The 23,225-nt window shown below is 34.8% G+C and carries 33 protein-coding genes and 1 other annotated feature; of the genes, 17 read left to right on the top strand and 16 right to left on the bottom strand.

The annotated features are described in order from the left end of the window. Window positions 1-177, top strand: coding sequence for a hypothetical protein (locus MHH37_RS09375; RefSeq protein WP_342576038.1), 177 nt, complete (start codon window positions 1-3; stop codon window positions 175-177). Between the two features lie 36 nt (window positions 178-213). Beyond that, window positions 214-477 carry a glycosyl transferase gene (locus MHH37_RS09370; protein WP_342576037.1) on the top strand — a complete coding sequence of 88 codons (264 nt, stop codon included), beginning with the start codon at window positions 214-216 and terminating at the stop codon, window positions 475-477. 229 nt (window positions 478-706) lie between these two features. On the opposite strand, the gene MHH37_RS09365 is transcribed toward MHH37_RS09370, so the two are convergent. Next, complete coding sequence (locus MHH37_RS09365; RefSeq protein ID WP_342576036.1) at window positions 707-1,264, bottom strand: DNA-3-methyladenine glycosylase I; 558 nt, start codon at window positions 1,262-1,264, stop codon at window positions 707-709. Between the two features lie 95 nt (window positions 1,265-1,359). Between MHH37_RS09365 and MHH37_RS09360 the strand changes: the two genes are divergently transcribed. The 6 genes from MHH37_RS09360 to MHH37_RS09335 all read left to right on the top strand — a co-directional run bounded on the left by MHH37_RS09360 (window position 1,360) and on the right by MHH37_RS09335 (window position 5,334). Next, on the top strand, window positions 1,360-1,920 hold the full coding sequence (locus MHH37_RS09360; RefSeq protein WP_339264476.1) for a TetR/AcrR family transcriptional regulator: 561 nt from the start codon (window positions 1,360-1,362) through the stop codon (window positions 1,918-1,920). A gap of 12 nt (window positions 1,921-1,932) precedes the next feature. After that, window positions 1,933-2,271, top strand: a complete 339-nt coding sequence (locus MHH37_RS09355; RefSeq protein ID WP_014823929.1) for a multidrug efflux SMR transporter — start codon at window positions 1,933-1,935, stop codon at window positions 2,269-2,271. Next, window positions 2,271-2,585, top strand: coding sequence for a multidrug efflux SMR transporter (locus MHH37_RS09350; RefSeq protein WP_342576034.1), 315 nt, complete (start codon window positions 2,271-2,273; stop codon window positions 2,583-2,585). Before MHH37_RS09355 ends, MHH37_RS09350 begins: the two co-directional genes overlap by 1 nt. A gap of 83 nt (window positions 2,586-2,668) precedes the next feature. Next, window positions 2,669-3,640: a TDT family transporter gene (locus MHH37_RS09345; RefSeq protein ID WP_342576032.1), complete on the top strand. Its 972-nt coding sequence runs from the start codon at window positions 2,669-2,671 to the stop codon at window positions 3,638-3,640. Window positions 3,641-3,704: 64 nt separating this feature from the next. Beyond that, window positions 3,705-4,277 carry a YdcF family protein gene (locus tag MHH37_RS09340; protein ID WP_342576030.1) on the top strand — a complete coding sequence of 191 codons (573 nt, stop codon included), beginning with the start codon at window positions 3,705-3,707 and terminating at the stop codon, window positions 4,275-4,277. 61 nt (window positions 4,278-4,338) lie between these two features. Next, window positions 4,339-5,334, top strand: coding sequence for an LLM class flavin-dependent oxidoreductase (locus tag MHH37_RS09335; RefSeq protein WP_342576028.1), 996 nt, complete (start codon window positions 4,339-4,341; stop codon window positions 5,332-5,334). Window positions 5,335-5,516: 182 nt separating this feature from the next. On the opposite strand, the gene MHH37_RS09330 is transcribed toward MHH37_RS09335, so the two are convergent. Both MHH37_RS09330 and guaC read right to left on the bottom strand, forming a co-directional pair. Then, the gene (locus tag MHH37_RS09330; RefSeq protein WP_342576027.1) at window positions 5,517-7,106 is read right to left on the bottom strand and encodes a 2-isopropylmalate synthase; all 1,590 of its coding nucleotides are present in this window, start codon (window positions 7,104-7,106) and stop codon (window positions 5,517-5,519) included. A gap of 78 nt (window positions 7,107-7,184) precedes the next feature. After that, window positions 7,185-7,418: a binding site (T-box leader), on the bottom strand. Window positions 7,419-7,592: 174 nt separating this feature from the next. After that, on the bottom strand, window positions 7,593-8,573 hold the full coding sequence (gene guaC / locus MHH37_RS09325) for a GMP reductase (protein ID WP_039967217.1): 981 nt from the start codon (window positions 8,571-8,573) through the stop codon (window positions 7,593-7,595). A 356-nt stretch (window positions 8,574-8,929) separates the two neighbouring features. Between guaC and MHH37_RS09320 the strand changes: the two genes are divergently transcribed. Continuing rightward, complete coding sequence (locus MHH37_RS09320; RefSeq protein WP_342576026.1) at window positions 8,930-9,730, top strand: class I SAM-dependent methyltransferase; 801 nt, start codon at window positions 8,930-8,932, stop codon at window positions 9,728-9,730. 101 nt (window positions 9,731-9,831) lie between these two features. Here MHH37_RS09320 and MHH37_RS09315 read toward each other — a convergent pair whose 3' ends face one another. The 3 genes from MHH37_RS09315 to MHH37_RS09305 all read right to left on the bottom strand — a co-directional run bounded on the left by MHH37_RS09315 (window position 9,832) and on the right by MHH37_RS09305 (window position 10,934). Then, window positions 9,832-10,215 (bottom strand): peptidylprolyl isomerase, encoded by a 384-nt coding sequence (locus tag MHH37_RS09315; RefSeq protein ID WP_342576236.1) that lies wholly within the window; start codon window positions 10,213-10,215, stop codon window positions 9,832-9,834. A gap of 92 nt (window positions 10,216-10,307) precedes the next feature. Further along, the gene (locus tag MHH37_RS09310; protein ID WP_339264469.1) at window positions 10,308-10,592 is read right to left on the bottom strand and encodes a hypothetical protein; all 285 of its coding nucleotides are present in this window, start codon (window positions 10,590-10,592) and stop codon (window positions 10,308-10,310) included. Window positions 10,593-10,643: 51 nt separating this feature from the next. Then, on the bottom strand, window positions 10,644-10,934 hold the full coding sequence (locus MHH37_RS09305) for a hypothetical protein (protein ID WP_342576024.1): 291 nt from the start codon (window positions 10,932-10,934) through the stop codon (window positions 10,644-10,646). 155 nt (window positions 10,935-11,089) lie between these two features. On the opposite strand from MHH37_RS09305, the gene sspO reads away from it, so the two are divergent. The 3 genes from sspO (at window position 11,090) to MHH37_RS09290 (ending at window position 12,801) form a co-directional block, all read left to right on the top strand. Continuing rightward, window positions 11,090-11,239: a small acid-soluble spore protein O gene (sspO, locus tag MHH37_RS09300; protein WP_039967210.1), complete on the top strand. Its 150-nt coding sequence runs from the start codon at window positions 11,090-11,092 to the stop codon at window positions 11,237-11,239. Window positions 11,240-11,888: 649 nt separating this feature from the next. Next, window positions 11,889-12,212: a PadR family transcriptional regulator gene (locus tag MHH37_RS09295; protein WP_342576022.1), complete on the top strand. Its 324-nt coding sequence runs from the start codon at window positions 11,889-11,891 to the stop codon at window positions 12,210-12,212. After that, the gene (locus MHH37_RS09290; RefSeq protein ID WP_342576021.1) at window positions 12,199-12,801 is read left to right on the top strand and encodes a DUF2812 domain-containing protein; all 603 of its coding nucleotides are present in this window, start codon (window positions 12,199-12,201) and stop codon (window positions 12,799-12,801) included. Before MHH37_RS09295 ends, MHH37_RS09290 begins: the two co-directional genes overlap by 14 nt. Before the next feature lie 151 nt (window positions 12,802-12,952). On the opposite strand, the gene MHH37_RS09285 is transcribed toward MHH37_RS09290, so the two are convergent. Continuing rightward, window positions 12,953-13,729, bottom strand: a complete 777-nt coding sequence (locus tag MHH37_RS09285) for a class I SAM-dependent methyltransferase (protein WP_342576019.1) — start codon at window positions 13,727-13,729, stop codon at window positions 12,953-12,955. An 83-nt stretch (window positions 13,730-13,812) separates the two neighbouring features. After that, window positions 13,813-14,319 carry a GNAT family N-acetyltransferase gene (locus tag MHH37_RS09280; RefSeq protein ID WP_342576017.1) on the bottom strand — a complete coding sequence of 169 codons (507 nt, stop codon included), beginning with the start codon at window positions 14,317-14,319 and terminating at the stop codon, window positions 13,813-13,815. Window positions 14,320-14,517: 198 nt separating this feature from the next. On the opposite strand from MHH37_RS09280, the gene MHH37_RS09275 reads away from it, so the two are divergent. Further along, a complete protein-coding gene (locus MHH37_RS09275; RefSeq protein ID WP_342576016.1) occupies window positions 14,518-14,727 on the top strand; it encodes a hypothetical protein in 210 nt (69 codons plus the stop codon). Between the two features lie 85 nt (window positions 14,728-14,812). On the opposite strand, the gene MHH37_RS09270 is transcribed toward MHH37_RS09275, so the two are convergent. From MHH37_RS09270 to MHH37_RS09245, 6 genes are all read right to left on the bottom strand, one after another. Next, the gene (locus MHH37_RS09270) at window positions 14,813-15,091 is read right to left on the bottom strand and encodes a hypothetical protein (protein WP_342576014.1); all 279 of its coding nucleotides are present in this window, start codon (window positions 15,089-15,091) and stop codon (window positions 14,813-14,815) included. Window positions 15,092-15,460: 369 nt separating this feature from the next. Further along, window positions 15,461-16,255, bottom strand: coding sequence for an aminoglycoside phosphotransferase family protein (locus MHH37_RS09265; RefSeq protein WP_342576012.1), 795 nt, complete (start codon window positions 16,253-16,255; stop codon window positions 15,461-15,463). 115 nt (window positions 16,256-16,370) lie between these two features. Beyond that, window positions 16,371-16,892 (bottom strand): AAA family ATPase, encoded by a 522-nt coding sequence (locus MHH37_RS09260; RefSeq protein ID WP_342576235.1) that lies wholly within the window; start codon window positions 16,890-16,892, stop codon window positions 16,371-16,373. A 33-nt stretch (window positions 16,893-16,925) separates the two neighbouring features. Then, window positions 16,926-17,318 (bottom strand): hypothetical protein, encoded by a 393-nt coding sequence (locus MHH37_RS09255; protein ID WP_342576010.1) that lies wholly within the window; start codon window positions 17,316-17,318, stop codon window positions 16,926-16,928. An 88-nt stretch (window positions 17,319-17,406) separates the two neighbouring features. Beyond that, the gene (locus tag MHH37_RS09250; RefSeq protein WP_342576008.1) at window positions 17,407-18,105 is read right to left on the bottom strand and encodes a class I SAM-dependent methyltransferase; all 699 of its coding nucleotides are present in this window, start codon (window positions 18,103-18,105) and stop codon (window positions 17,407-17,409) included. A gap of 477 nt (window positions 18,106-18,582) precedes the next feature. Continuing rightward, window positions 18,583-18,966 (bottom strand): nucleoside 2-deoxyribosyltransferase, encoded by a 384-nt coding sequence (locus tag MHH37_RS09245; protein ID WP_342576007.1) that lies wholly within the window; start codon window positions 18,964-18,966, stop codon window positions 18,583-18,585. Between the two features lie 202 nt (window positions 18,967-19,168). Between MHH37_RS09245 and MHH37_RS09240 the strand changes: the two genes are divergently transcribed. After that, a complete protein-coding gene (locus MHH37_RS09240) occupies window positions 19,169-19,354 on the top strand; it encodes a DUF4017 family protein (protein ID WP_087617321.1) in 186 nt (61 codons plus the stop codon). A gap of 201 nt (window positions 19,355-19,555) precedes the next feature. Here the strand turns inward: MHH37_RS09240 and MHH37_RS09235 are convergent, their stop codons facing one another. Beyond that, entirely contained in the window at window positions 19,556-19,846 is a 291-nt protein-coding gene (locus MHH37_RS09235; RefSeq protein ID WP_342576006.1) for a hypothetical protein, read from the bottom strand. Window positions 19,847-20,126: 280 nt separating this feature from the next. Beyond that, the gene (locus MHH37_RS09230) at window positions 20,127-20,780 is read right to left on the bottom strand and encodes a phosphoribulokinase (protein ID WP_342576004.1); all 654 of its coding nucleotides are present in this window, start codon (window positions 20,778-20,780) and stop codon (window positions 20,127-20,129) included. A gap of 310 nt (window positions 20,781-21,090) precedes the next feature. Here MHH37_RS09230 and MHH37_RS09225 point away from each other — a divergent pair, with 310 nt between their 5' ends. The 3 genes from MHH37_RS09225 to MHH37_RS09215 all read left to right on the top strand — a co-directional run bounded on the left by MHH37_RS09225 (window position 21,091) and on the right by MHH37_RS09215 (window position 23,077). Continuing rightward, window positions 21,091-21,801: a LytTR family transcriptional regulator DNA-binding domain-containing protein gene (locus MHH37_RS09225; protein WP_342576003.1), complete on the top strand. Its 711-nt coding sequence runs from the start codon at window positions 21,091-21,093 to the stop codon at window positions 21,799-21,801. A 244-nt stretch (window positions 21,802-22,045) separates the two neighbouring features. Then, window positions 22,046-22,201 carry an aspartyl-phosphate phosphatase Spo0E family protein gene (locus tag MHH37_RS09220; RefSeq protein ID WP_342576001.1) on the top strand — a complete coding sequence of 52 codons (156 nt, stop codon included), beginning with the start codon at window positions 22,046-22,048 and terminating at the stop codon, window positions 22,199-22,201. Window positions 22,202-22,378: 177 nt separating this feature from the next. Next, complete coding sequence (locus MHH37_RS09215; RefSeq protein ID WP_342575998.1) at window positions 22,379-23,077, top strand: EAL domain-containing protein; 699 nt, start codon at window positions 22,379-22,381, stop codon at window positions 23,075-23,077. Window positions 23,078-23,225: the final 148 nt, after the last annotated feature.

The raw sequence follows: 23,225 nt of genomic DNA, 5'->3' as shown, positions 1-23,225 counted from the left end.
ATGACCAATGAGGCATTAACAGTATTAGCCATAATTTCGATGGTGATATGGATTGCTGTATCTAAAGAAGCTGTAAAACCTTTAAATGAGGTTAACCGACGAAAAATGATCACTTTAACATCCGCAGGAACTTTATCTGCAATTGTAATAACTTTTATCCTTTTTCAAAATTTTTAGTTTTAATTTGAATGAGTAGATTATAAGGAGATAATTATGAAAAAACTAATTTTATTACTCATTGTTCCTGTTATTATTTGGTTTGGTTGCAGCAATACTGTAGTTGCAGAGTTTGCTACTGTGAAGGAAATTAAGGTGAATTCGATTATCATTCGAAATTGGGGTGGAGAAACAAAAGAAATCGTTATTCCCAAAACTAATGATTATTCTTTTGAAGTAGAGAAAGAATATTTTTTTAATTACGAAGTCAAGAAAAGTAAAAAGGCTGTTTTAATATCTGCAGAACCGAATGTACCTTAAACTTCTGCTACAGCCTATTTTAAAAGTTATCTGGTTAAATTAAATATAATCCTCAGTTCCGGCAAAATAATCCTCACTTCGGGCTATATAATCCTCACTTGCTTTTGCATAATCCCCAATTCTTTTTTGTTAATCCTCACTTTCAAGTATATAATCCTCAAATCGATTATTTCTAAAAACTGGGGTTAGAAACTCCGCATTCGTTTCCTGTTGAAGCCCGCCTCCTCTATTACCTTTTATAACAGTGGCAATTTGCTGTATGGTCGTTCACCATGCCAACCGCCTGCATATAGGAATAGCAGATCGTGCTGCCGACGAATTTAAAGCCGTCTTTTTTCAGTTGCTTGCTCATCCGGTCACTTATTTCTGTTGTAACGGGTACTTGTCCGAATGATTCCCACGAATTAATCATTGGCTTGCCGTCGACAAATGACCAAATATAGTTTGAAAAGGACCCGTATTGTTTTTGAATGGCCAAGAAACTTTCGGCATTCGTCACAACACTTTTAATTTTCAACCGATTGCGGATAATGCGTTCGTCATTTCTTAATGCTTCAAGTTTCTCTTCATCATATTGTACTATCTTTTCCGCATCGAACTGATCAAAAGCATCCAAATAGCCTTCTCTTCTTTTTAAAATAGTAAGCCAGCTTAAGCCTGCCTGTGCCCCTTCCAGACAGAGCATTTCGAACAGTTTCCGGTCATCATAAACGGGTACGCCCCACTCTTCGTCATGATATTTCACATAGATAGGTTCATCCAGCTTCACCCAACTGCAACGTTCCATGTCCTCACCTCTTTTTACCAACTGTAATATAACGCGCTTGCAATCACAATGAATTTTTGTTACATTTACCTTACGAACGTCAGGAAGGTGATCATGTGACAAAAGAGAAAATTATACAGGCCGCTCTGCTTAATTTCAGCGAACACGGATACAGCGGTGGATCGTTGGCCCAAATCGCAGAAGAAGTAGGAATACGTAAACAATCAATTTATACGTATTTTAAAAGTAAAGATGCTCTTTACTTAACGATTTCGAAACAGGCAATGGAGGCTGAGCTGTTGTTTGCAAAAGAATTTATCGCTAAACACCAACAACTTCCTGTCGAGAAAGTATTGCTGCCATTTCTGCAGTCTTTTCAGGAGCGCTTTGAAACTATAGCCGAAACTAAATTTTTCATGCGCTCGATTTTCTTAATGCCCCAGCATCTGGAGCAACAGTTAAGTGAGCAAACGTATATTTATTTGGACGAATTGGAAAGGCTTTTCACGGATTATTTAAAAGCACAAACACTTTCCGTTTCGGCGAACGATGCAGCAATCGGTTTTTTGGCATTACTTGATAGTCTTTATGTCGAAATGCTTTATGGTGGCAGTGAACGTTGCGAAAAGCGCCTGCAGGCTGGATGGACAATATTTTACAGAGGAATTAAGAGCTGAGGTGTACACATCATGACAAAATACTGGATACTCGTCCTATTGGCAGGCATCATTGAGATTGTTTGGGCAATGGGACTGAAATATGCAAACTCATTGTGGCTTTGGGTCGGTGTTGCCGCATTGATCGTTTTATCGTTTTATATTTTAATCATCGCAACGGAGAAATTGCCTGTCGCTACCGTTTATGCGGTCTTTACAGGGATCGGTACTGCCGGTACGGTCATTGCGGAAACGGTCATTTTCAACGAGCCGTTTAGCTTAACGAAAATCGGTTTCATTGGATTATTATTAATCGGTGTTATTGGGTTGAAACTCATTTCCAATGAACCGGAAGAAACGAGGGATGCATAATGGCTTGGGTATATTTAATTTTTGCCGGACTTTTTGAAGTCGGCGGTGTCATCGGAATGAACAAAGTTGCCCAGAAAAAGTCCCTAGGCTCCTATTCGTTTCTGATCGGCTCCTTTATTATTAGTTTCTCTCTCCTTTCAATGGCAATGAAAGAATTGCCGATGGGGGTTGCCTATGCTGTATGGACAGGAATTGGTACGGTTGGCGGTACCCTAGTCGGAATGTTCCTCTATAATGAATCAAAAGACTGGAAACGAATTCTGTTTATTTCGTTTATTATTATTGCGGTTGTCGGATTAAAAATTACGCAGTAGAATAGAGGTACTAGAAGCAATGTGTACATTTTATGAATATTTTCATAGATTGTGCACATTGTTGTTATATTTTGGAGGCCATTATGAGAAATTTATTTCAAGTAGTCCCAATTCCGATCAGTGGGCTGATGCTCGGATTGGTTTCATTGGGAAATTTATTTTTAAGTATGGGCCAAACCGCTTTCGGTCATGTCTGTTTTTTTATAGGAATCTTTTTATTTCTATTAATCATTGGCAAACTAATCTTTGCGTTTTCCAGTATCCTTACAGAAATGCAAAACCCGATCATTGCATCGGTATCCCCCACTTTTACGATGGGGACTTTATCAATAAGCAGCGGGTTGCACTATTACGGTGTACATGAATTCGTTATACATATGATCTGGATTTTGGCTGCGACGACTCAAGTGTTTATTATTTTTTATTTTGTTCGAACATTTATTTGGAAAAAACGGATCACGATTTCCGATATTTATCCAAGCTGGCTAATCATGTTTGTCGGGACAGCTGTTATGCCATTAACGGCGAGTGATCTTTCAGGAATCTTCACAAAAGCCATCGTGATTTTTGCGGTATGTGCCTTAATTGTTTTAGTGCCGATTCTTATTTTGCGCGGTTTTGTAAGAAAGGATTTGCCGGAGCCGACGATCCCGATGCTAACAATTTTAGCCGCGCCCGCTTCGATAAGTTTAGCCGCTTACTTCCAGCAGTTTGAAAGTCGATTCGGTATTGTTTTGACATTATTCATCGTCGCGCAAATCTTGTATCTTTTAGTATTGTCGAAATTACCCAGCGCATTGCAGCTTCCCTTTTATCCGAGCTATGCGGCCTTTACATTCCCATTAGTCATTTCTGCTACAGCAACTAATGGTGTCATTCATTATTTTGAACAAAATGGGTTGTCGACGAGTTGGCTGGAAACGTATTTTTATTTTCAGTTAACATTCTCGGCAATTATTGTATTTTACGTTTTAATTCGCTATATCAATTACTTATCTATACAAGTGCGACAACAGCGAAGAGTCATTCGAAAAGAAAAAGAGGCAATTTCATAATTGTTCCGCAATAGCGAAACATTCCCCCTTTATGCACCGTATACTATATAAAGGGGGGATTTTTTTGAAAAGAATTATTTTTGCACTATTATTTATTCTAATTATACTCGTGTTAATTTTCTACTGGCTCGACCATGAAATGAATGCTGTGTTAAAAAATGAGGCAGATGGTTCAAATGAATATGTTGTCATTTTAGGAGCAAAAGTGAAACCAGGCGGCATCCCTTCCCAGTCTTTAAAAAACCGGTTAGATGCGGCAGTGGATTATTTGAAAAAATATCCCACTGTAAAAGCGATTGTTACAGGTGGCCAGGGTGCTGATGAGGATCGTACGGAAGCGTCGGTCATGGCTGACTATTTAATCAAACATGGGGTTGCTGAAAATAGAATCTCACTGGAAGATCAGTCTACAACGACTTATGAAAATCTGTTGTTCGCAAAAAAACTATTGCCCGATAATACCGCGAGCATCACGATTATTTCAAATGATTTTCACTTGAAACGTGCAACAATTCTTGCCCGCAAGCTCGGTTTAAAGGCGGATGTCGTAGCAGCCCCTACCCCGAAAGTCATCAATACAAAATCCCGTATTCGCGAACGTCTTGCGATCATTAAAGCCTATACGAGAGGCCAATAATTTTACATTTCGCGTCCAATTCGTTATCGTAAACTGTAACGAACAGTTGAGGTGAATTTCAATGAAACTTAGTATATTAGATCAAGTACCCATTTCCAAAGGCATGACATCAACAGAAGCACTTGCTAATGCAGTGAAGCTTGCCCAACTTGGTGATGAGCAAGGTTATGAACGAATCTGGTTTGCAGAACACCATAACACGACTTCCCTTGCCAGCTCTGCGCCTGAAGTAACCGCTGCTTATATAGCTGCGAAAACAGAACGCATCCGTGTCGGAACGGGCGGCATTATGATGATGCATTATTCTCCATTTAAAGTGGCAGAAGTATTTAAAACATTGGCAGCACTTGCACCAGGACGTATTGATTTCGGTGCAGGCCGTGCTCCTGGCGGGGATATGCCGGCAATGACCGCACTTGCCAGTGGACGCAGACCGGATCTGACAGAACAATATGATAAACTTGAAGTCATTTTACGTTTAATGAATGAACAGCGTACTGGTGAAGCTGTTTATGATAATGTCGTAGCAGTTCCATTTAAAGTTCAACTACCACAAAGCTGGCTGCTTGGATCAAGCGGACAAAGCGCGAAAAAAGCCGGCGAAGCCGGTGTTGGCTATTCCTTTGCCCAGTTCTTCAATGGACAAATGTCAAAAGGAATTTTTGATGCGTACCGTAACAGTTTCCAGCCATCATACTTTATGGAACAACCGCAAATTATTACAACTTATGCTATAAGTGTAGCTGAGACAGCGGAAGAAGCGGAATACTTATCGATGCCGATGCAAATTACCCGCCTGAACTTAATGCGCGGTAAGCTCCTAAGCGTACTTTCTCCTGAAGAAGCAAATGACTATCCGCTAACTGAGATGGATAAAATGATTTTGGAGCAAAATCGTCCGCTTATGCTGATCGGTTCTGCTGAGGATATTGCAAATCAGATTCGAGAAGAACAGGCATATTATGGCTTTGATGAAGCAATGATCAACTGTAACTTATATACGATCGATCAACGTCTGAACAGCTATCGTCTTTTAATGGAACAGTTTAATAAATAATAATAGTTTGATAAGGTAGTGCCATTTGAAATTTCAAATGGCACTACCTTTTTCTTTTGCATAAAGTCAGTTGGTATTGCAGTCTAAGAATAATAATCAACTAAAAAGCAGTCCAAACTTTACTTGTCGTAAAATTCGAACTGCCTCTAATTTTTAAATCCTTTTCACTTTTACCTGTTTAATTAAACTGTAGCTGTCGTCGTAACGGGTTGCGGGGCGATTTTTGCTACGATAACGCTGTTTACCGCATTAATGTAAGCCATTGCAGAAGCTTTTAAAATATCAGTATCTGCTGCTTTTGCGATATAGTTTTCCCCGCCGTATTCGATAATGATTTTAACTTTCCCTAATGCTTCTTGGCCGCGTGATACGGAGCTGATATTGTACTCAACAAGCTTTACCTTGATTCCAGTAACATCCGCAATAGCTGAGTAAAGGGCATCAATCGGACCGGAGCCGACCGCACTTGATTTGAAAATATCTTCTCCGCGGCGGATTTTTACGCTGGCAGACGGGAAAGAAGCGTTTGAAATAATCTGTAAATCTTCAATATCATAAAACTGGTCAGAATATGATTCTTTATTCGGATTGTTCTTTTCTGTTTTTTCATAGTAGTTTTCAACGATGACATATAAATCATGATTATAAACTTCTTTTTTCGAATCAGCCAGCTTTAGGAAGCTTTCAAAAATGCCTTCAAACTCTTCTTCCGCAAAATCATCAAAGCCTAATTTAGACAGTGCATTTTTTACTGCATGACGACCAGAGCGTGCTGTTAATACAAGTTCCATATCATCAAGGCCTACATCTTCCGGATGAACGATTTCATAAGCATCACGTGATTTCAGTAAGCCATCCTGGTGAATACCTGATGAATGGGCGAAAGCATTGTCACCTGTAATCGCTTTGTTTACTTGGACATCCAGTCCCATAAAGCTCGACACTAAGCGAGATGTATTCATTATTTCCTTTGTATTAATATCTGTGAACACATCGTAAACGTCCCCACGTGTTTTAATTGCCATAACCACTTCTTCTAATGCCGCGTTTCCGGCACGTTCGCCAATACCGTTCATTGTCACTTCTACTTTATCTGCACCGTTTTTGATCGCTGCTAATGTATTGGCAGTAGCCATCCCTAAATCGTTGTGGCAGTGAACTGAAAGCAGCACAGAATCATCCAGGTTTTTCATTCGATCATTCAGCTTGGCAATCATTTCACCCCATAGTTCCGGCTCTGCGTACCCGACTGTATCCGGTACGTTAATCATCGTAGCTCCGGCTTTCATAACCGCTTCAATCGTTTTCCAAAGATATTCAAAATCAGAGCGGGATGCATCCTCTGTTGAATATTGTACTTGCGGCAGTAACGTTTTCGCATATTTCACTGCGTCTACACCGATTTGCAGAATCTGGTCCTTCGATTTACTGAACTTTTTCTCCACATGAATATCGGATGTCCCTAGAACCATATGAATCATCGGATTATTTGCATATTTGACTGCATTGTAAACAGAATCAATGTCATCTTTTACAGCACGAGCAAGTGCCGTAATCATCATATTCGAATTATGGCCGACCTTTTGCGCCACAGCTTTTACCGCATCAAAATCACCTTGTGAAGACGCTGGGAATCCGGCTTCAATAATATCAACACCGAGCTTTTTTAACTGCTGGGCAATTTCCACTTTTTCATATAAATTCAGTTTAGCCCCAGGCACTTGCTCACCATCACGTAATGTTGTATCAAAAACCCAAATTTTTCTGCTCATTTTCATTTCCCCTTTTCTTCTCAAATTGATTTTTAAACAGTAAATAAAAATAAAAAAACTCGCCTCTATGAAAAATTCCATAGAGACGAGGTTAAACTCGCGGTACCACTCTAAATTGAATGTCCATTGCTGAAACATTCCACTTAACGACAAATCTTTTGCCAGTCTTTTAACGGAGACTTCCGACTTCCCTACTCTAATTTCAGGTCGTAGCTCATGGACGAGTTCAACAGTTGTATCTGCCAGTTTGCACCACCCACTGGCTCTCTAAAAGTATACAAGCTATTTACTGCTTCCAATCATTGCCTAGATATTACCTTGAAATGAAGTTTACCGGCAATGAAATAAAATGTCAACCCTTATTATCAGAAAATTTAAAAATTACATACTCATGTATTGGCCTCTCTATTCGGCTTTGCGCTCACACAAAGTAACCGAATCATTGGCAACCATTAGGGCTAACTTCATTTAGCGCACTGAAGAAAATTAAATTTTATCACCATTGAAAATCGAATTTTTAACAATTGCATAATCTACATTACGAATCGCCGATAGCGTTTTGCCGCCAGCATATGAGATTGATGACTGTAGATCTTGTTCCATTTCAGTTAATGTATCGAAAATCGAACCTTTTGAGTCAACGTACATTTTTTTGCCTTCTACGTTTTTGCGCTCGCCTTTTTGGAATTCCGATGCAGAACCAAAGTATTCTTTCACTTGTTTGCCGTCGATTTCCACTGTTTGACCTGGTGATTCTTCATGACCTGCAAATAGTGAACCGATCATTACCATTGATGCACCGAAACGCACTGATTTTGCAATGTCGCCATGTGTACGAATACCGCCGTCCGCGATAATCGGTTTTGAAGCCGCTTTTGCACACCAGCGAAGTGCCGCTAACTGCCAGCCACCTGTACCAAAGCCAGTTTTAATTTTCGTAATACATACTTTACCTGGACCAATCCCGACTTTTGTCGCATCAGCTCCAGCATTTTCAAGGTCACGAACTGCTTCTGGTGTACCGACATTTCCTGCAATCACAAAGCTGTTTGGTAAATGTTTTTTAATATGGCCGATCATTTCGATGACTTGGTTTGAATGACCATGTGCGATATCGATCGTAATATAGTCCGGTACAAGCTGAGCATCTTTCAGTTCTTCGATAAATGTATATTCCTCATCTTTTACACCAACAGAAATTGAGGCAATATATCCCTTACTTTGCATATCGCGAATAAATTGCGCACGCTTTTCAGGCTGGAAACGGTGCATAATATAGAAATAGCCTTGTGCAGCTAATTTTTCTGCTAATTGCTCATCAATAATTGTTTGCATATTTGCCGGAACTACCGGAAGTTTAAATGTATGATTTCCCAAAGTAACGGTTGCATCGCATTCTGTACGACTTTTCACTATGCACTTTGCAGGGATTAATTGAATATCTTCATAATCAAAAACTGTATCTATCATTTCACTACACTCCTAAATACGAACATTTTTCGTGTTTTTTATAATAATCATTCGACATCTGTTACTTTACAAAACAATGAAAACGTTGTCAACCATAAAACGAATATTTTATTTTAATTTAACATAAACGTTCGGTTTTTAAGAGAATTTAATAAAATATTCCGTTGTAAACCCCTTAAATATTAATTTTGCCCTTATTTTTAAATAACTATTGTCCACTGACTCATCATAATGTTTTAATAGAATTATTGAAAAGGAGTCGATGAATTGATGTTAGAGAAATGGTTGAACGTTCAGAAATAATATTGAGCTGAAAAAGGCTCAATAATCAATCATTATTGGAGCTGAAAACATTGGAACATTTATTAAAGTGCATGAAAATCATCGGAGACGATACAATCCAACGTACACAATTAACACATCGTATTGAACTGGTAAAAACCTTTCAAGTAAAAAAAGGCATGAAGGTACTGGAAATCGGGTGCGGTCAGGGTGATACTACAGTAGTACTGGCGGATGCCGTCGGAGAAACAGGACATATTGTTGCAATCGATATCGCATCTCCTGAATACGGTGCACCAATTACATTAGGCGAAGCAGCGGAAACTATTTCACAATCGCCTTTAGGACAGCGAATCGACTTCCACTTTGAAACGGACTTTTTGCAAATGGCGTTCGCCGAAAAATTTGATATCGTCGTTCTATCCCATTGCTCATGGTATTTCGAAAGTATCGAACTGTTAAAGAATTACTTGCAAAAAATCAAGCAAGTCGCTGACCGGATCTGTTTTGCTGAGTGGGACATCGATTATACATTAGAGTCCCAGCGTGCTCATTTTTGCGCAGCCAATATTGCGTTGCTTTATACAGCTTTTACAGAAAATGATGGGAATATCCAGAATCTCTTTCATAAAACGCAAATAAAGGAACTTATGCATAGTGAAGGCTTTTCGATCAATTTTGAACAAACCGTCGATGCCAGCTATTTGCAGGACGGGCTTTGGGAAATCGACTATAGCAATTATTTGCTAAATGAATTCCCGGAGGTTCCGACCAAAATTCAGTCATTGATTCATAGTTATGCCTATTTAATGAATGAGCAAGCAAAGCCTCCCCTTTCGCTGAATAGTTTTGTACTGTGTGCTGATTTGTAAAATTAATAGTTATAAAAACTCAAAAAACAGTTTTCCTTTATGATAGGAAAACTGTTTTTTCATCGCTATAGATCTTAAGCAAAAAATTACCAATAAATATTTTATAAAATCGTCATACCACCATCAAAAGGCGCATTTTCCCCGTTAACTAGCACATTAATTGTATCATGTTCTGAATCCTCACCATGTAATTGATAAACATACTGTTTCAACTCAGTATTACCACGATTGGTTGTATTAAATTTTATATTTAATATATTCTCTGTCACTTCAAGCTCAACTGAAACTTCTTCTGTTGAGTGGAAAACAATGTAGGTGTTCTTTTCTCCACTAGTAATCATTTGCAGGGTAGAATCAGAGTTGATGACATCTTGAACCTTAACAGGAACAGTTTCCAATTCATGAATGCTCAACTGTGAAGAATGACAAGCTGCTAAAATGATGCCAGCAACTAACATTAAAGTAAATAACCTTTTCAAATACATTCCCTCGTTTCTTAGTAAACGCCCATTCATTTAACCATCTGGCTGTAAGATCGCGCTAAACCTCATAAAAGCAATATGCAACAATAAGTAATTTATTTCTTACGCTTTCGTTCTAAAAGGATAGGTGCAATATTGAGAAAGATTGAAACAATCGTCAAAAACCATAATGCCCTTTCCATAGTGGGTACTACATCTTCTAACGCTGCCCAATCTTTCACTTCCACCCAATCCGCTACAAGACTGTATTCTGCACAAAGTGTTAATGCTGTAAATGATAACCCTATTGCCATCGCAAGTTTGTAATCTTTACCTGTCATATACATATACAGATTTATAAAAGTTGCTACTATTGCAATAATACCTATTGCTAACCACATTATGATGCCTCCATAATTCATAATAGTAATTCTCTCTTCAATTAAAAATTATTATGGTTCGCTAATTCCCATGGCTAATAATAAAAGAAATGCAACAGCTAAAACGGCCAGATTTGCGATGATTCCTATCAACCCGATTAATAATTTGCACATGCGCCCCTTCGATATCCATGACGAGAATCCAGCAGTTATAAGACCAATAAATGATAAAACGGTTAACACCGTAATGATACGATAAATATCAGCTTCCGGTCCTCGTACAGAAAAGAAATAAATAATACTAACGATTACCGGTAATTGAGAAAAAACCCCTAGAGTTACCCCAACCTTTCCTTTATTCAAATAAATTCCTCCAATAGCTGGCTTTGTTTGTTAAACTATTTCACGAAGACTATTATTTTAAAATTTTAAATATATAATGCAGCGTTGTTGTACGTTTAACTGAAATGCATACTCATAGCACCACGTGGCAAACTAACATCATGGAGGTGTATATGATGAGTAATAACAATAAAAGCAATCGCAGCACTAGCGATGAGCAAGCAGTACGAAAGAATTTATCAAAGGAGCTTGATCACGAACTTGCAAACGAACCCTTAACAGCTGCAGAGAGACTGAACAATAAGAAAACGAAAAAGCGGCAATAGCAGCATGCCCCCATCTAAAATAAGTTGGGGGCTAATTGATGTTTACAATAAAAAAGTTTTACTAATAAAAATCACACACGTCATAAGTCACCACGTTCATCTATACTATCCCGCTTCTTTTTATCTCCAAAACATTTACAAATATGGTATGTATACCAAAATAATGTCGGAAAAATAAGAATTGAAAGTGTTGAAACATACGATTTTTCAAGAACATTCTTAGGGGTAAAATAAACGTATAAGACCATAGTGATTAGGAATGGCATCAATAGGATCCAGTAACGTTTGTCTTTAAAAGTATTAAAACTCCCCATATTCCCCCTCCTTCCTCAACATGTGATGATTCAAATAACCTGCCCATCTTGCATTTACCAAAATAATACCATATTTCTTGTAGAATTCCTTTAGATACCAGATGTTTCAATGAAAAGGATGCTATTCTACCAATTCTTTTACTGTCCAGATTACGGTTCGTTTCGCAAACTTTAAATTTTAACTACAACTATCTTTCACCAGTTCCGGTACGATGCTTGTTCACTGAAGAGCATGCACTCCTTTAATTTATCCATATATACAGTTGAAATGTATAGTTCGACTGTATATAATAACATTAAGTTTAACTGTATTTTTGTTTGCAAGGAGCGCTGTAATGAAAAGACATAAGCTATTACCATTAACAGAAACAATGCACTATATATTACTTGCGTTGAGAAGTCCATTGCATGGATACGCAATTATGCAAGAGGTCGAAACGATGAGTAATGGAGAAGTAAGGATTGCTGCCGGTACTCTGTATGGTGCAATTGAAAATTTATTGAAGTACAACTGGATTATTCTCGTTCCTTCAGACGACCCGCGAAGAAAAGTTTATCGTATTACAGATGAAGGCTTAGAGATTTTAGAAATTGAAAAAAGACGTTTCATGCATATTCTTTCACTTTACGAGGGAGGGTTTAATAATGAGAAGGCTTAAACTATTTTCGAATGTTCAAAAAGAAGAACAGTGGTTAAACATGATGCTTCAAAAAGGATGGCAATTAAAACGTGTAAATGCCTTTAATCTGTACACATTTGAAAAAACATCAAACAAAGAACAAATTTTCCGATTAGATTGCCAATCATTCGAATCTGAACAAAAATTTCAGGAATACAAAACATTTTTTGAGGATTTTGGCTGGGTGCATGTAGGAGGCTCATGTTTCTCGACTTTACAGTATTGGTTAAACCCAACAAATAAAGACGATTCCCTCTTTTCCGATCATTCCTCAATAAAGTATTATTTTCAGCGTCTTAGCAAAATCTACGGTGCATACGCATGCTTCGCCCTTTTTATTACATTTTGCGTATTCCAAAACTCAGCGCAATTTACCAGTCTTAAAGATGCTTATTATACACCAGGGTTGTGGGATAAAAATGGCTTTGACTTCTGGAGTGCCTTCTTTTTCGAGACACCTTTCGCCATTACAAGATTCGGCTCGCCATGGCTAATGCTAATTTTCGGCTTAGTTTCTTTAAATATGTACTTTAAATACAAAAAGGAAATCGCTAAATCGATTGGATAGGACATTAGGAAATGTTTCATTGTAGCTACTAACTGCAAAACGACGTAAAGAGGAAATCCAACGCATGGGCTTCCTCAAACTTTTTATACCAGATTTATAAAAAAGGTAATATAACTATCGTTTTTGCCAATGATCGACCATTTTCAATAAATTATTTAACAGCTTTCCAAATTGTCCAACGATCTTTTTCCACTATATTTTTTTCATTTGTAATGGCTTTATCTATATAAGAAATCAATGCACTTAATTCGTCATCATCTAATTCGTGCAAAATACTTCTTCCTGTTCTCTCACCCAGGTCGTTTAATAAATCCTCTTTATTTTTATGAACTTTTCTTGTTTCCCAAAGCTTAACTTCTTGAATCTCTTTAAACCCAACCTCCGAAAGCGTTTTTAATACAAATTCGCTATCGTATCTGCGCTTTGTCTCTTTCTCGATCAATTGTGGAAATCGCTCAAAGAAATATCCTCTAATATGATGTTCATTCCCATTTAATAAGCAGTCTTCAGGTGTACGATCTTGAACAATATAGATTCCTTTGTTTTCTAATAGTCGATAGGCCTCTTCAAAACAGTTCTGCAAATTATTGATATGATGTATTAACGCTCTTTCAAGAATTAGGTTGTAATCATTACTTTCTAAGCCGGTATTCAGCGCATTACCATGCTTAAATGATATATTCGGATATTCTTTGCAATTCTCCCTCGCACCTTTAAGTATTTCTTCGGAAAAATCAACCCCTGTGACAGAAGCTACTTCCATTTCAGCTAATGCCTTTGAATAAATACCCCCACCACATCCTATATCCAACGCCTTAGAGATATTATCCAATGGTACCAAGTCCGTTATTACATTAACCCATGAATCATCTGCTTTTCTAGTTGTATAAGTATTACGGCTTTTTTCATTATGAAAATCAATCCCCATAGTAGATCCTCCCCGTACTATCCTAAATTTACTTAATTTTATAATGTACGCTTTTCCAATAACCGAATTAATAGAAGATATTCTTATTTTTTTATCAATTTCTGATATTTACTATGTCCATCCGTAACACCAATAAATTCAAACCCATTGCCTACATAATAATTATTTAATTTAACATTAGCCGCAACACAATCTAACTTAAGCAATTCCTTATCACTCACATATTCTTGTATCCACATTAAAATACTTTTACCAATACCTTTATTCATATAAGCAGGAATTATTGCAAGTCTATGCAAATAAAGCGAGGATAAAGTAGTGTCACTCCCCCATAATTGTCTATCCCAATCACTTTGTTTAGATGATAATGAAAAAGTTGCGATTATCTCCTTATCCTTCAATACGATGTACGTTTCTTGATTGACTATAGCTTGCTTGATCTCTTCATCATCACCACCATCCAATAAATACTGCCATTGATTTATATCATGCTCCTTCATCCATTGAGCTAAATGCTTTAACATATTTATTATTACGCTACTATCTTCAATTGCTGCAATTTTGACTTCGAAACCTTCAACATTAACCATGCCTTTTTTAACTCCTCAAATAATTTTTTTTGACAATATTAAATTCTACAAAATACTACTATTAACCTTCTATACCAGTCTTCTCAACGTAATACTTCGCTAGGTTTGTTCCAAAACCCGTATACAGGATTAATTACTCTTATTTTATAATTTACTTGAAAATGTTAAAATTGAATTATAAGAAAGGAGAAGGGTTCCTTGAATAAAAATAAATTTAATATGGCTATTGCAATAGTTGGAAGCATTCTTATTCTAACTATTGGCGGTGTACTGTTTAACCAAATTTATAAGAATCATCACGCAAATGAGCTAATTATTGAGAAGTGCTTTGAAAACTTCGATAAAGTAGATGAAGTGGTGATAAAGAAGGATGGATTTTGGTCTCCAGTTATTTGCGTAAAAAAATAGCATAAAAAGAAATTATTTAAAATCTTTTTATGCAATCCATTACATATTTTCTTATTGGTCTTTAAATAGTGGAAAACGCTGTTTGCTACTGCCTTTTTCGCTCAAAAAATATCGGTGCTATATTTAGTAATATAGAAACAGTTGTTAAAAACCATAGCACCTTCTCAAAATTGGGTACTTCCCATAAAGCTGGCCAATCTTCGTTTTTTATCCAATATGAAACTAGGCTGTATTCTGTACAAAGGGTCAACGCTGTAAATGATAATCCCATGGCCATCGCAAGTTTGTAATCTTTACCTTTTATAAACATATACAGGTTTAAAAAAGTTGCTACGATTGCAATAAGACCTATTAATAACCACATCATGATGCCTCCAAACCATTATACTTTCATTTCTAATATAGACATGAATTGTAAGTACATGGTTCCATCTTCTCCCTTAATTTGCTATCCTGTTAACTCAAGGAGTTAGAAAACTATAGATGCGGAAATAATTATAAATATAGTTAAGCAAGCACTCCAAACACAGCCTAAAATTTTTTGATTATGTATATTTTTCCCTTGATGTAATTTTTCTAAGAGCTGAACCAAATTAGTAAACCATAAGATCGAGAACAATATAGCCCCTACCAGATATAAAATTTCCAAATTAACACCTTCCTTTACGATAGACTAACTTAGCGTTTATCCTGATTGTAATATCCAATTTGAAGAGTCTTTTCAAACATTTACTTAGAAGAACTCATATAACCCGTTTACAAAATAATCGTACTCATTATCATCAATGATTTTGCCCCCATAGCCCTCAAAGAATATTTGTTTATCTATCTCATCCTCAAAGGCATTGGGTTTCGGACGAATAGCTAAAGATACGTCATATCTTGGGTCTCCGTATGCACCACCACCCCAGTCTATTACGCCTGTAATTACTCCGTTCTTGACTAAAACATTATCGATCGTAAAATCTCCGTGTATGAGTGTTTGAGGGCATTCTTTCGGTTTAAAAGATTTAATTTTTCCCAATAATTCTCCAGTACCATCCACATGATATTTTTTTAAATTAAGTTCTGCCTGGCATAGCTTCTCATCTAGCCAAGGACGTTCACTTATTAGTTCAGAAGGACAAGGTGTTGAATGAATTTGCCACAAAATATTACCAAAGTTATATATTATTTCGTGTCGTTTTCCCTTACTTTTTTCGTTATATAAAGCGGCTCTAACAGTTTCCCCTTCTAGAAACTCAATAAGAGCCCAAGATTCCTTTTCGGATACTTGTTCAACGAAACTCTTCACCTTTGGGATAGGTAATTTTGTTTTTTGAGTCAAACAGTTAAGTACTGTCACCTCTCGATTTAGTAAAGCACAATTTAACTCTCCCTTTGTCCTCTTGAGTGCATAGATCTCTTGATTATTTTCAATTAAACCAACATTGGAACTATGTCCTTGTCGCGGGAAACTTATGGAATTAATCTTGTTAAGGTATTCCTGTATTTCTCTTGGAATCTCTTCAATTCGAATTGGCAGCAATAGTACACCTCCTCTAGTAATCTCTTAAAAGCCAATTTCCACCCACTTGACCTTAAATGAAAAATACGCATTTCTTATTAAAAAATGCGCTCAAAAATTGTAGATATACTTTAGTTTAAAGAAGATTTAACTTTCCTTTTATATGTTGAATAATTTCATCGATACTATTTTTTTCAGTATCTATATACTCTCCAAAATCGTATTGATTGTAGGCAGCTAAGCATTTATCGGTTTGTTGAAAACACCAGTTGCCTTCTTCCTCTCCACGTTCTCTTAACCTTTCGTATATTGTCTCTTTACTTGCATTGAGACAAAAATGATAGGTTTGTTCATCAATACTTTTAAACCCTTTGTAAATATAGTGAAAGTATTCTATTTCCCTGATCGTCATTGGCACGATTAAATTGATTTCATATTTAGTAATCAACTTCTTTCCCATATCAACCGTTAACTCTTTCCATAAATCTAAATCTTGAAAGTCTCCTGTAGCGGATTCTGTCCTTTTTATATCAATCGGAATAACATTTCTTAACATATAGCCTATTTCTTCAGGATCATATAACATACTATTTTCAATTTCGTTCAGGAGCCTATTTGCAATTGTAGTTTTGCCTACACCAAATGCTCCATTTATCATTATAATCAAAATACCATCTCTCCTGTTGTCCAATTAACCTTCGACAAGACTATCCAATGCTTCTTGTATTTCTTTTTCGAAGAGTAGATTATCTGAATTTAAATTTCCTCCATGTACATAAAATATTAAGATATTTTGTTTTTCAAATAGACTGTACGAAACTAAATTCATAGAAGCCGTCTTTTCAACAAATACGCTCTTACCATCCTCACGATCAGCTGCTGTGTCGAATTCATAAATAAAAACCAACTTTTCTTTTAACTGATATGCCCCTGGCTTCACACCTTTTAATTTAGAACCAAATATGTCTTCTTCTGGGGTATGTATTTCAATTAAATTCATTTTATTTCTTTGAAACGCCTCTACTACTTCTGCTTCAATATAAGCACTACTAGTTACAGATTGACACGCTGCTAAGAAGAACATTAAACATAAACTACTTATTTTCTTCAGTTCATTTCCCCCTAACCCGATTGTAGGACGCTTCTATATAAACCCGCAATTTAATCTGGAGTTATACTTTTTTAAAAATGCATACAATAAAATCCTCAAGACCAAATTCATCGTGATTTAAATTATTGTGCTGCATATCACGTATCTCAATTTCTTGGAATTCCGAAAAAAGGATTTGTAACTTTTCTTTGGAATATCCCAAACCACCGTATAAAGTTCGATCCATATAATATTGTTTATCGGATAGCGATGATCCACCGTACTTTCCGTTTTCTTTAAATGCACTAATCGAAAAATAACCATTATTCTTTAAATATTTGTTGATAAATTGAATGTAAGATACTCTTCGATGTGGTGATAGGTGATGAAAACAACCGGAATCATATATGTAATCAAACTCTTGTAATTCCAGATTTAAATTAAAGATATTCTCACAAACAAATTGAATGTTTACTTTATTGACATTTGCTTGCTCTTTTGCCCAATCGATTGCTCGTTGTGATAAATCTACAGCGGTTACAGTACAACCTTTTTGAGCTAGATAAATAGCGTTTCGCCCATTCCCACAGCCAATTTCAAGTACCTTACGGGGCTTAATAATTTGTCTTTCAATATATTTAACCAAATGTTCGTCAGGTCTATCACAAAAAAATGGGACATTTTTTTCTTTATCTTTATAAAATGTATTCCAAAATTCTGTTGGCTCTCTCAACAAAGAATCTAGTAATTCATATAAATCTTCATTATTTTTAACTAACATCTAACCCCTTCTTATTTAATATTAATTGTAATATAAAGGAATTAATTCGTTATTACATTATGTTTAAAATACCATTAAATTTCTTAATCTATCGTTGGGGAAAGTTCCCAAATCATTGTATTAAATGCGTCTAGTATTCCTCTGAAATGAATAAAACGGTTAGGAGATAATAACCTATAGTAATGGATAAAAAATGCTTATAAAGCAATTAATGAAGGTTTAAATTAAGGGAAAAAAATAATATTATTACATATATTACAAATATTACATAAAGGAATCATTCCTAAAACATTTGTATGATAACTTTCCTTGAAGGTATGGTCTGCTCACTATCGCGCTGTTTCGTATGTAAGCCAGCCATTTGTTAATGGAAGATTACTTTTTTCGGAATTAATAAAGATAAAGGGTACTCGAGCTACAAGTACGATTTTTTATCGATTTAAAATCTGATACATTCAAATCTATATTAATACTCATTTACCTTGTTATTAATATATTTATTAAATCATCTATAGTTCCAATAACTATCTCCACTTCAGGTAAATGATAAAATGTACTTGTAGTTTCAAAATTATTTACTTCTTCATTCGGTGAGTAAAGATATATTTTTTTGCCATGTCCGAGAGCTATCCCAAGTTCTATGTGGCTTCCCTTTCCAGCAGGCAGTATGACTACTATAAAATCAGCATCAATTATAGCCGCCTTCTCTTGTTGACCTATTTCTCTTAAGTCAGTTAACGAGGCAGCTCTTTCATTTATTGTCCAATCATATGTATGTTGGTATCCATTATTCTTTAATTTTCCACTAACATATCTAACCTTATCCTTATTCGTAAAACTTGATGCAATATAAAATTTCATGTCTTTCCTCCGTTTAAAATCCAGAAAAATTCATTGTGAAAAAAGATTGTTCAAAATGGATTCTTCTTTAATGTTTTTATGTTTGGGTTTATAAAAAGAAAAGACTGTTTTCGCATAGTCTGCTATTATGCGTAGTAGAATTACTTTGGTAGGTTTTGTAAAATAAGTATATAACAAATGTATAAAGGAGTTGAATGAATAAATGAAAAAAATAATAGTTCCATTATTAGTTTATTTAATTGTTTGTATAATTGCTGTTATGCTACCTGCTTCTGATGGATACAATACGATAGGTTGGAAATTGCTAATCGGCCAAATATACGCAATTCCCGTCTTAATCATTGCCTTTTTAATCTCTTTCTTTCTGCATAGAAGACTTTCACATTAATATGAAAAACATAAATGAACAGTAATTGCTGTTCATTTTTTGATGCATCGCTACATTTTTATATCAATATTAATGGTATTATGTCAGTTTTATTGTCCCATTTAATAATCGCTTCTACCTCTGATCCTTTAACTAAATTAGAACATCCCTTTAATAATGAAAACATACCATTTTCATCCAATGAAATAGTACCCAATATTCTTATATAAAGAAATGTGCGAATATAAATCCGATAGGAATAGTTATCCAAAGTAATAGGTTATTAAATATAATTTTAAAATTAGAAGTATTTTCTAACTTTGACTTAGCGAATATTTTCCATATCAATAGTGCTCCAATTGCCCACATAAGTAAGATTAAAAAGAATTCTGGTGTAAAAGAATTTGCGTCACCAATTCCCCCCTCTGCAAAAAACCAAGAAATAAAGAATGCAACAAAACCACTAAATATAACATTACCTATAACTAATGAACCTTTTATTTTATCTAACATCTTCACCAACTCCTATCTCCCATTTATATAATTAGTTAATTCACTTAATTTTATAAATATACGATTGATTTGTATATTAAATGCTACCAAAACGTCGTTTGGTTACTTACCTTAACAGATTGTTAAAACAATAGGCCCTTATAAGGCATTTTTCTTTTTAAGAAGGTACTGCACCCGAATGATGAAGGTCGATATTCAACTAATACCCCCATTAATTAAATAAGTTCAACAAATCTTGAGTTAAATTCTATTGAATTAACGCACTATATTTCTTAATGAACTATTTCCACTTAAAATCAAACTTATTTTCCTCAATATAAATTTTTTCCTTAGAACTTTTAATAATAATGTTGAAATTTTTACTGTATGGATGCATAAACACTTCGTACTGTATACGTCGCTCATTGTGAGATTGTTTTAAATAATTGATATCCGTTCCTCTTTCCTCTATATCTCGAGCGAATCTTCTCTCAAGTTCCGTATCACCATTAGTATAAAAATAAATTAAAAGATCAAATAGTTCAGGCTTAGCAAAAGCAACACTCATACCTTCTACAATGGTTAATTTGTTTTGTGAAGAGAGGATTTTACTTTTTAAATAATGTGTATCAATTGTGAGTAGAATCATACCTGCTTTTAACATCAGTACATCTCTTTCTAAAGAGGCTACATGATGTGCTGCGGGATGGCATGCTGTCATTTTAAAACGATGTAATGTTCCCTTATGTGTATAGTCAATTACCGCGTGTTTTCGTATTGATGAACTTACTATGTATGGATCAGTATTGAGATAGTTTACATCATTCTCTAACTCTTCCATTAACATATGTGCAAAAGTCGTCTTTCCGGCAGCTCCGTGTCCAGAAATCCCAATAATCAGCTTCTTATCCGAATTATGAATCCAACTTATGATTTCTTGAATTAATGTGTTCATTATTCACTCTCTTTCTATAAATCCTTTGTAAATTTCTAAACCCTCTTATTACTAATATGCTTCGGAAAATTTAAGTACATAACTAAATAGATCACTTAATAATCAACAGGTAGAACATCTATCCACGAACTTCAAGTAGAAATTAATGGTGATCTTGTTGTTTTTGGAGATTATGATACCTACATCTTGTAATAACAAGAAATTATTACCATTGTCAAATTTCTTAGTAAAATTTATCCTAGAAGAAAAATTGTATAAGAAACCAAAGTTAAATTAGAAAAATTAATTTCTTAACTACTGGAGAGGTACTATGAGTGATTTAGGGTATGTAAAACAATTAAACGCCAATCATACTGGTATGGTTTATAAATTTATAAAAAATGGTGAAGTTTTTATCCATACGATGATTGTTGGCGATTTACTTCATCATTTAGGGTTTAAAGCAGGAGATATTATAGGAAAAACATTACATGATTTTTATCCAAAAAATTATGCTGATATCAAACATCAATATTACCTACAGGCTTGGGAGGGAAATTATGTCCAATATGAAGCAGAGATAAATGGAATACTTCAAATTGCATCCTTAAGACCAGTATATAATAACAAGGAAGTTGTAGAGGTTGTAGGTTCTTGTATTAATATTACTGAACATATTCCGATATCCAAAAGAAATAACTTTGAAAGTAATATTTCGGCAAAAAAGAGTTTGATGTTAAAAGAAAATAATTACGTTATTTTTGTACCATTAAATGAGATTATGTTCATTGAGAGATCCGAGAGAAAATCGATAATTCATACAGGCAATAAAGAATATGCAACTTATGAATCATTGGCTAAATTATATAAGCAACTTAATGTTCACTTTATTTTTTGCCATAGGTCCTACATTATAAATATTGACTATTTAGAAATAATTGAACAGAGAGGTCAATGTTTTATTGGACATTTTAAAAATAATAAAACAGCCAGAATATCTAAAAATATAGTAAAGGAATTAAAAGATTATAAAACATATTAACCAAACTCAGCATTTGTGTTGAGTTTTTTGTTTGAAAATAATTTCTAAAAGAAGATGAATTGTTGTTTTAAATCCATCATTTCTTGACTGAAAATATTATTTTATTATCTCAAATGGATATTTACGTGTCTGAAACGAATTAGACAACAACTTAATTTAGTTATATTATACATCAGTCAATTAAAAAACTAACTTTTCTAAGGTTAAACAACATAATTAACAAAAAGTGAAAGAGACATTACTTATGAGATTTTTAAAATTAATATTAAAACTAAGAATAGAAAGAAAAAGAAAACATTTATATAAAAAAGTAAACCATTTAGGATTCACACATCCAGAGGTAGTAAATTGCAGCCAAAAATTAGATGGATTACTAAATAAGTATTATGATTCTGCATAGAGATTATGCAACTTAGCAACTTGATGTTCGCTTTACTTTTGCCATTTGTCGTACTATCAATTGAAATAATTAGACTTAGCATAAATTTACATGTTTGCAACTTAGACATTAATTTAATTTAGTTTTATTCTACAACAGTAATTTAAAATGTTATTTAAGTGGAGGTATTCATGGCAAATGTTAAATATTTCAAAGTTAATTGAGGAACGCGCATTTTATACCGTTTTTCAGCCATTAATGGGTTCAGAGAGTGGGGAAATTTTTGCTTACGAGGCATTGATTCGAACTACACCCTTTATTAATCCAGAAATTATTTTTAATTATGGAAGGGATAAAGGACTTTTATTTAAGTTCGATTCTGCAGCAATCTCAAATGCAATAAAAGAATTTCCTTATTACTTTTTTGAGAAGTATATCCTTTTTTTAAATGTGTACCCCTCTTCTATCGTTCACCCTAATTTTAAAAATTTCATTGAAAACTTATTACATAACTATCCAAAAATAAAATATAGAATAGTTTTTGAAATAAATGAAGCTAGTTGTGAAAAGGATTTTTGGAAAGAGGACTTTTTTTCAGAGTGTCTACAGTGGTTAAAATACATGGGGTTTAAAATTGCTTTTGATGACGTTACTTTTAATCATTTTTCTGTAGACTTTATAGAGAGTTATAAACCTGATTTTGTAAAGTTCGATCGTTCATGTTTATCGGCTTTATTAGAAAAGCAAAATTTCATGTTAAATTTAATATCTAAGATGAAGATAAATATGTACGTTGTTCTTGAGGGAATAGAGACGAAGGAAGAATTTCAAATTGCTAAGGAAATGGGAGTACCTTACTTACAGGGTTATTATATTTCGAAACCTCATCGACTATAACTTCTTCAAAAACAGAATTAAGTGACATTCAAAAGAAAGAAGGACATGGGTAAATTGTAGAAGTGGTTTAAAATTAAAAACTTTTATCAGATTGATTAATATATTTCTTGTAATCAGTATCCTTCCTGGGGTTATGCGAATTTACTTT

Origin of the sequence: Solibacillus sp. FSL K6-1781, from assembly GCF_038630735.1 — a bacterium.
Taxonomy (GTDB): Bacteria; Bacillota; Bacilli; order Bacillales_A; family Planococcaceae; genus Solibacillus; species Solibacillus silvestris.
This window is presented reverse-complemented; position numbering and strand designations above follow the sequence as displayed.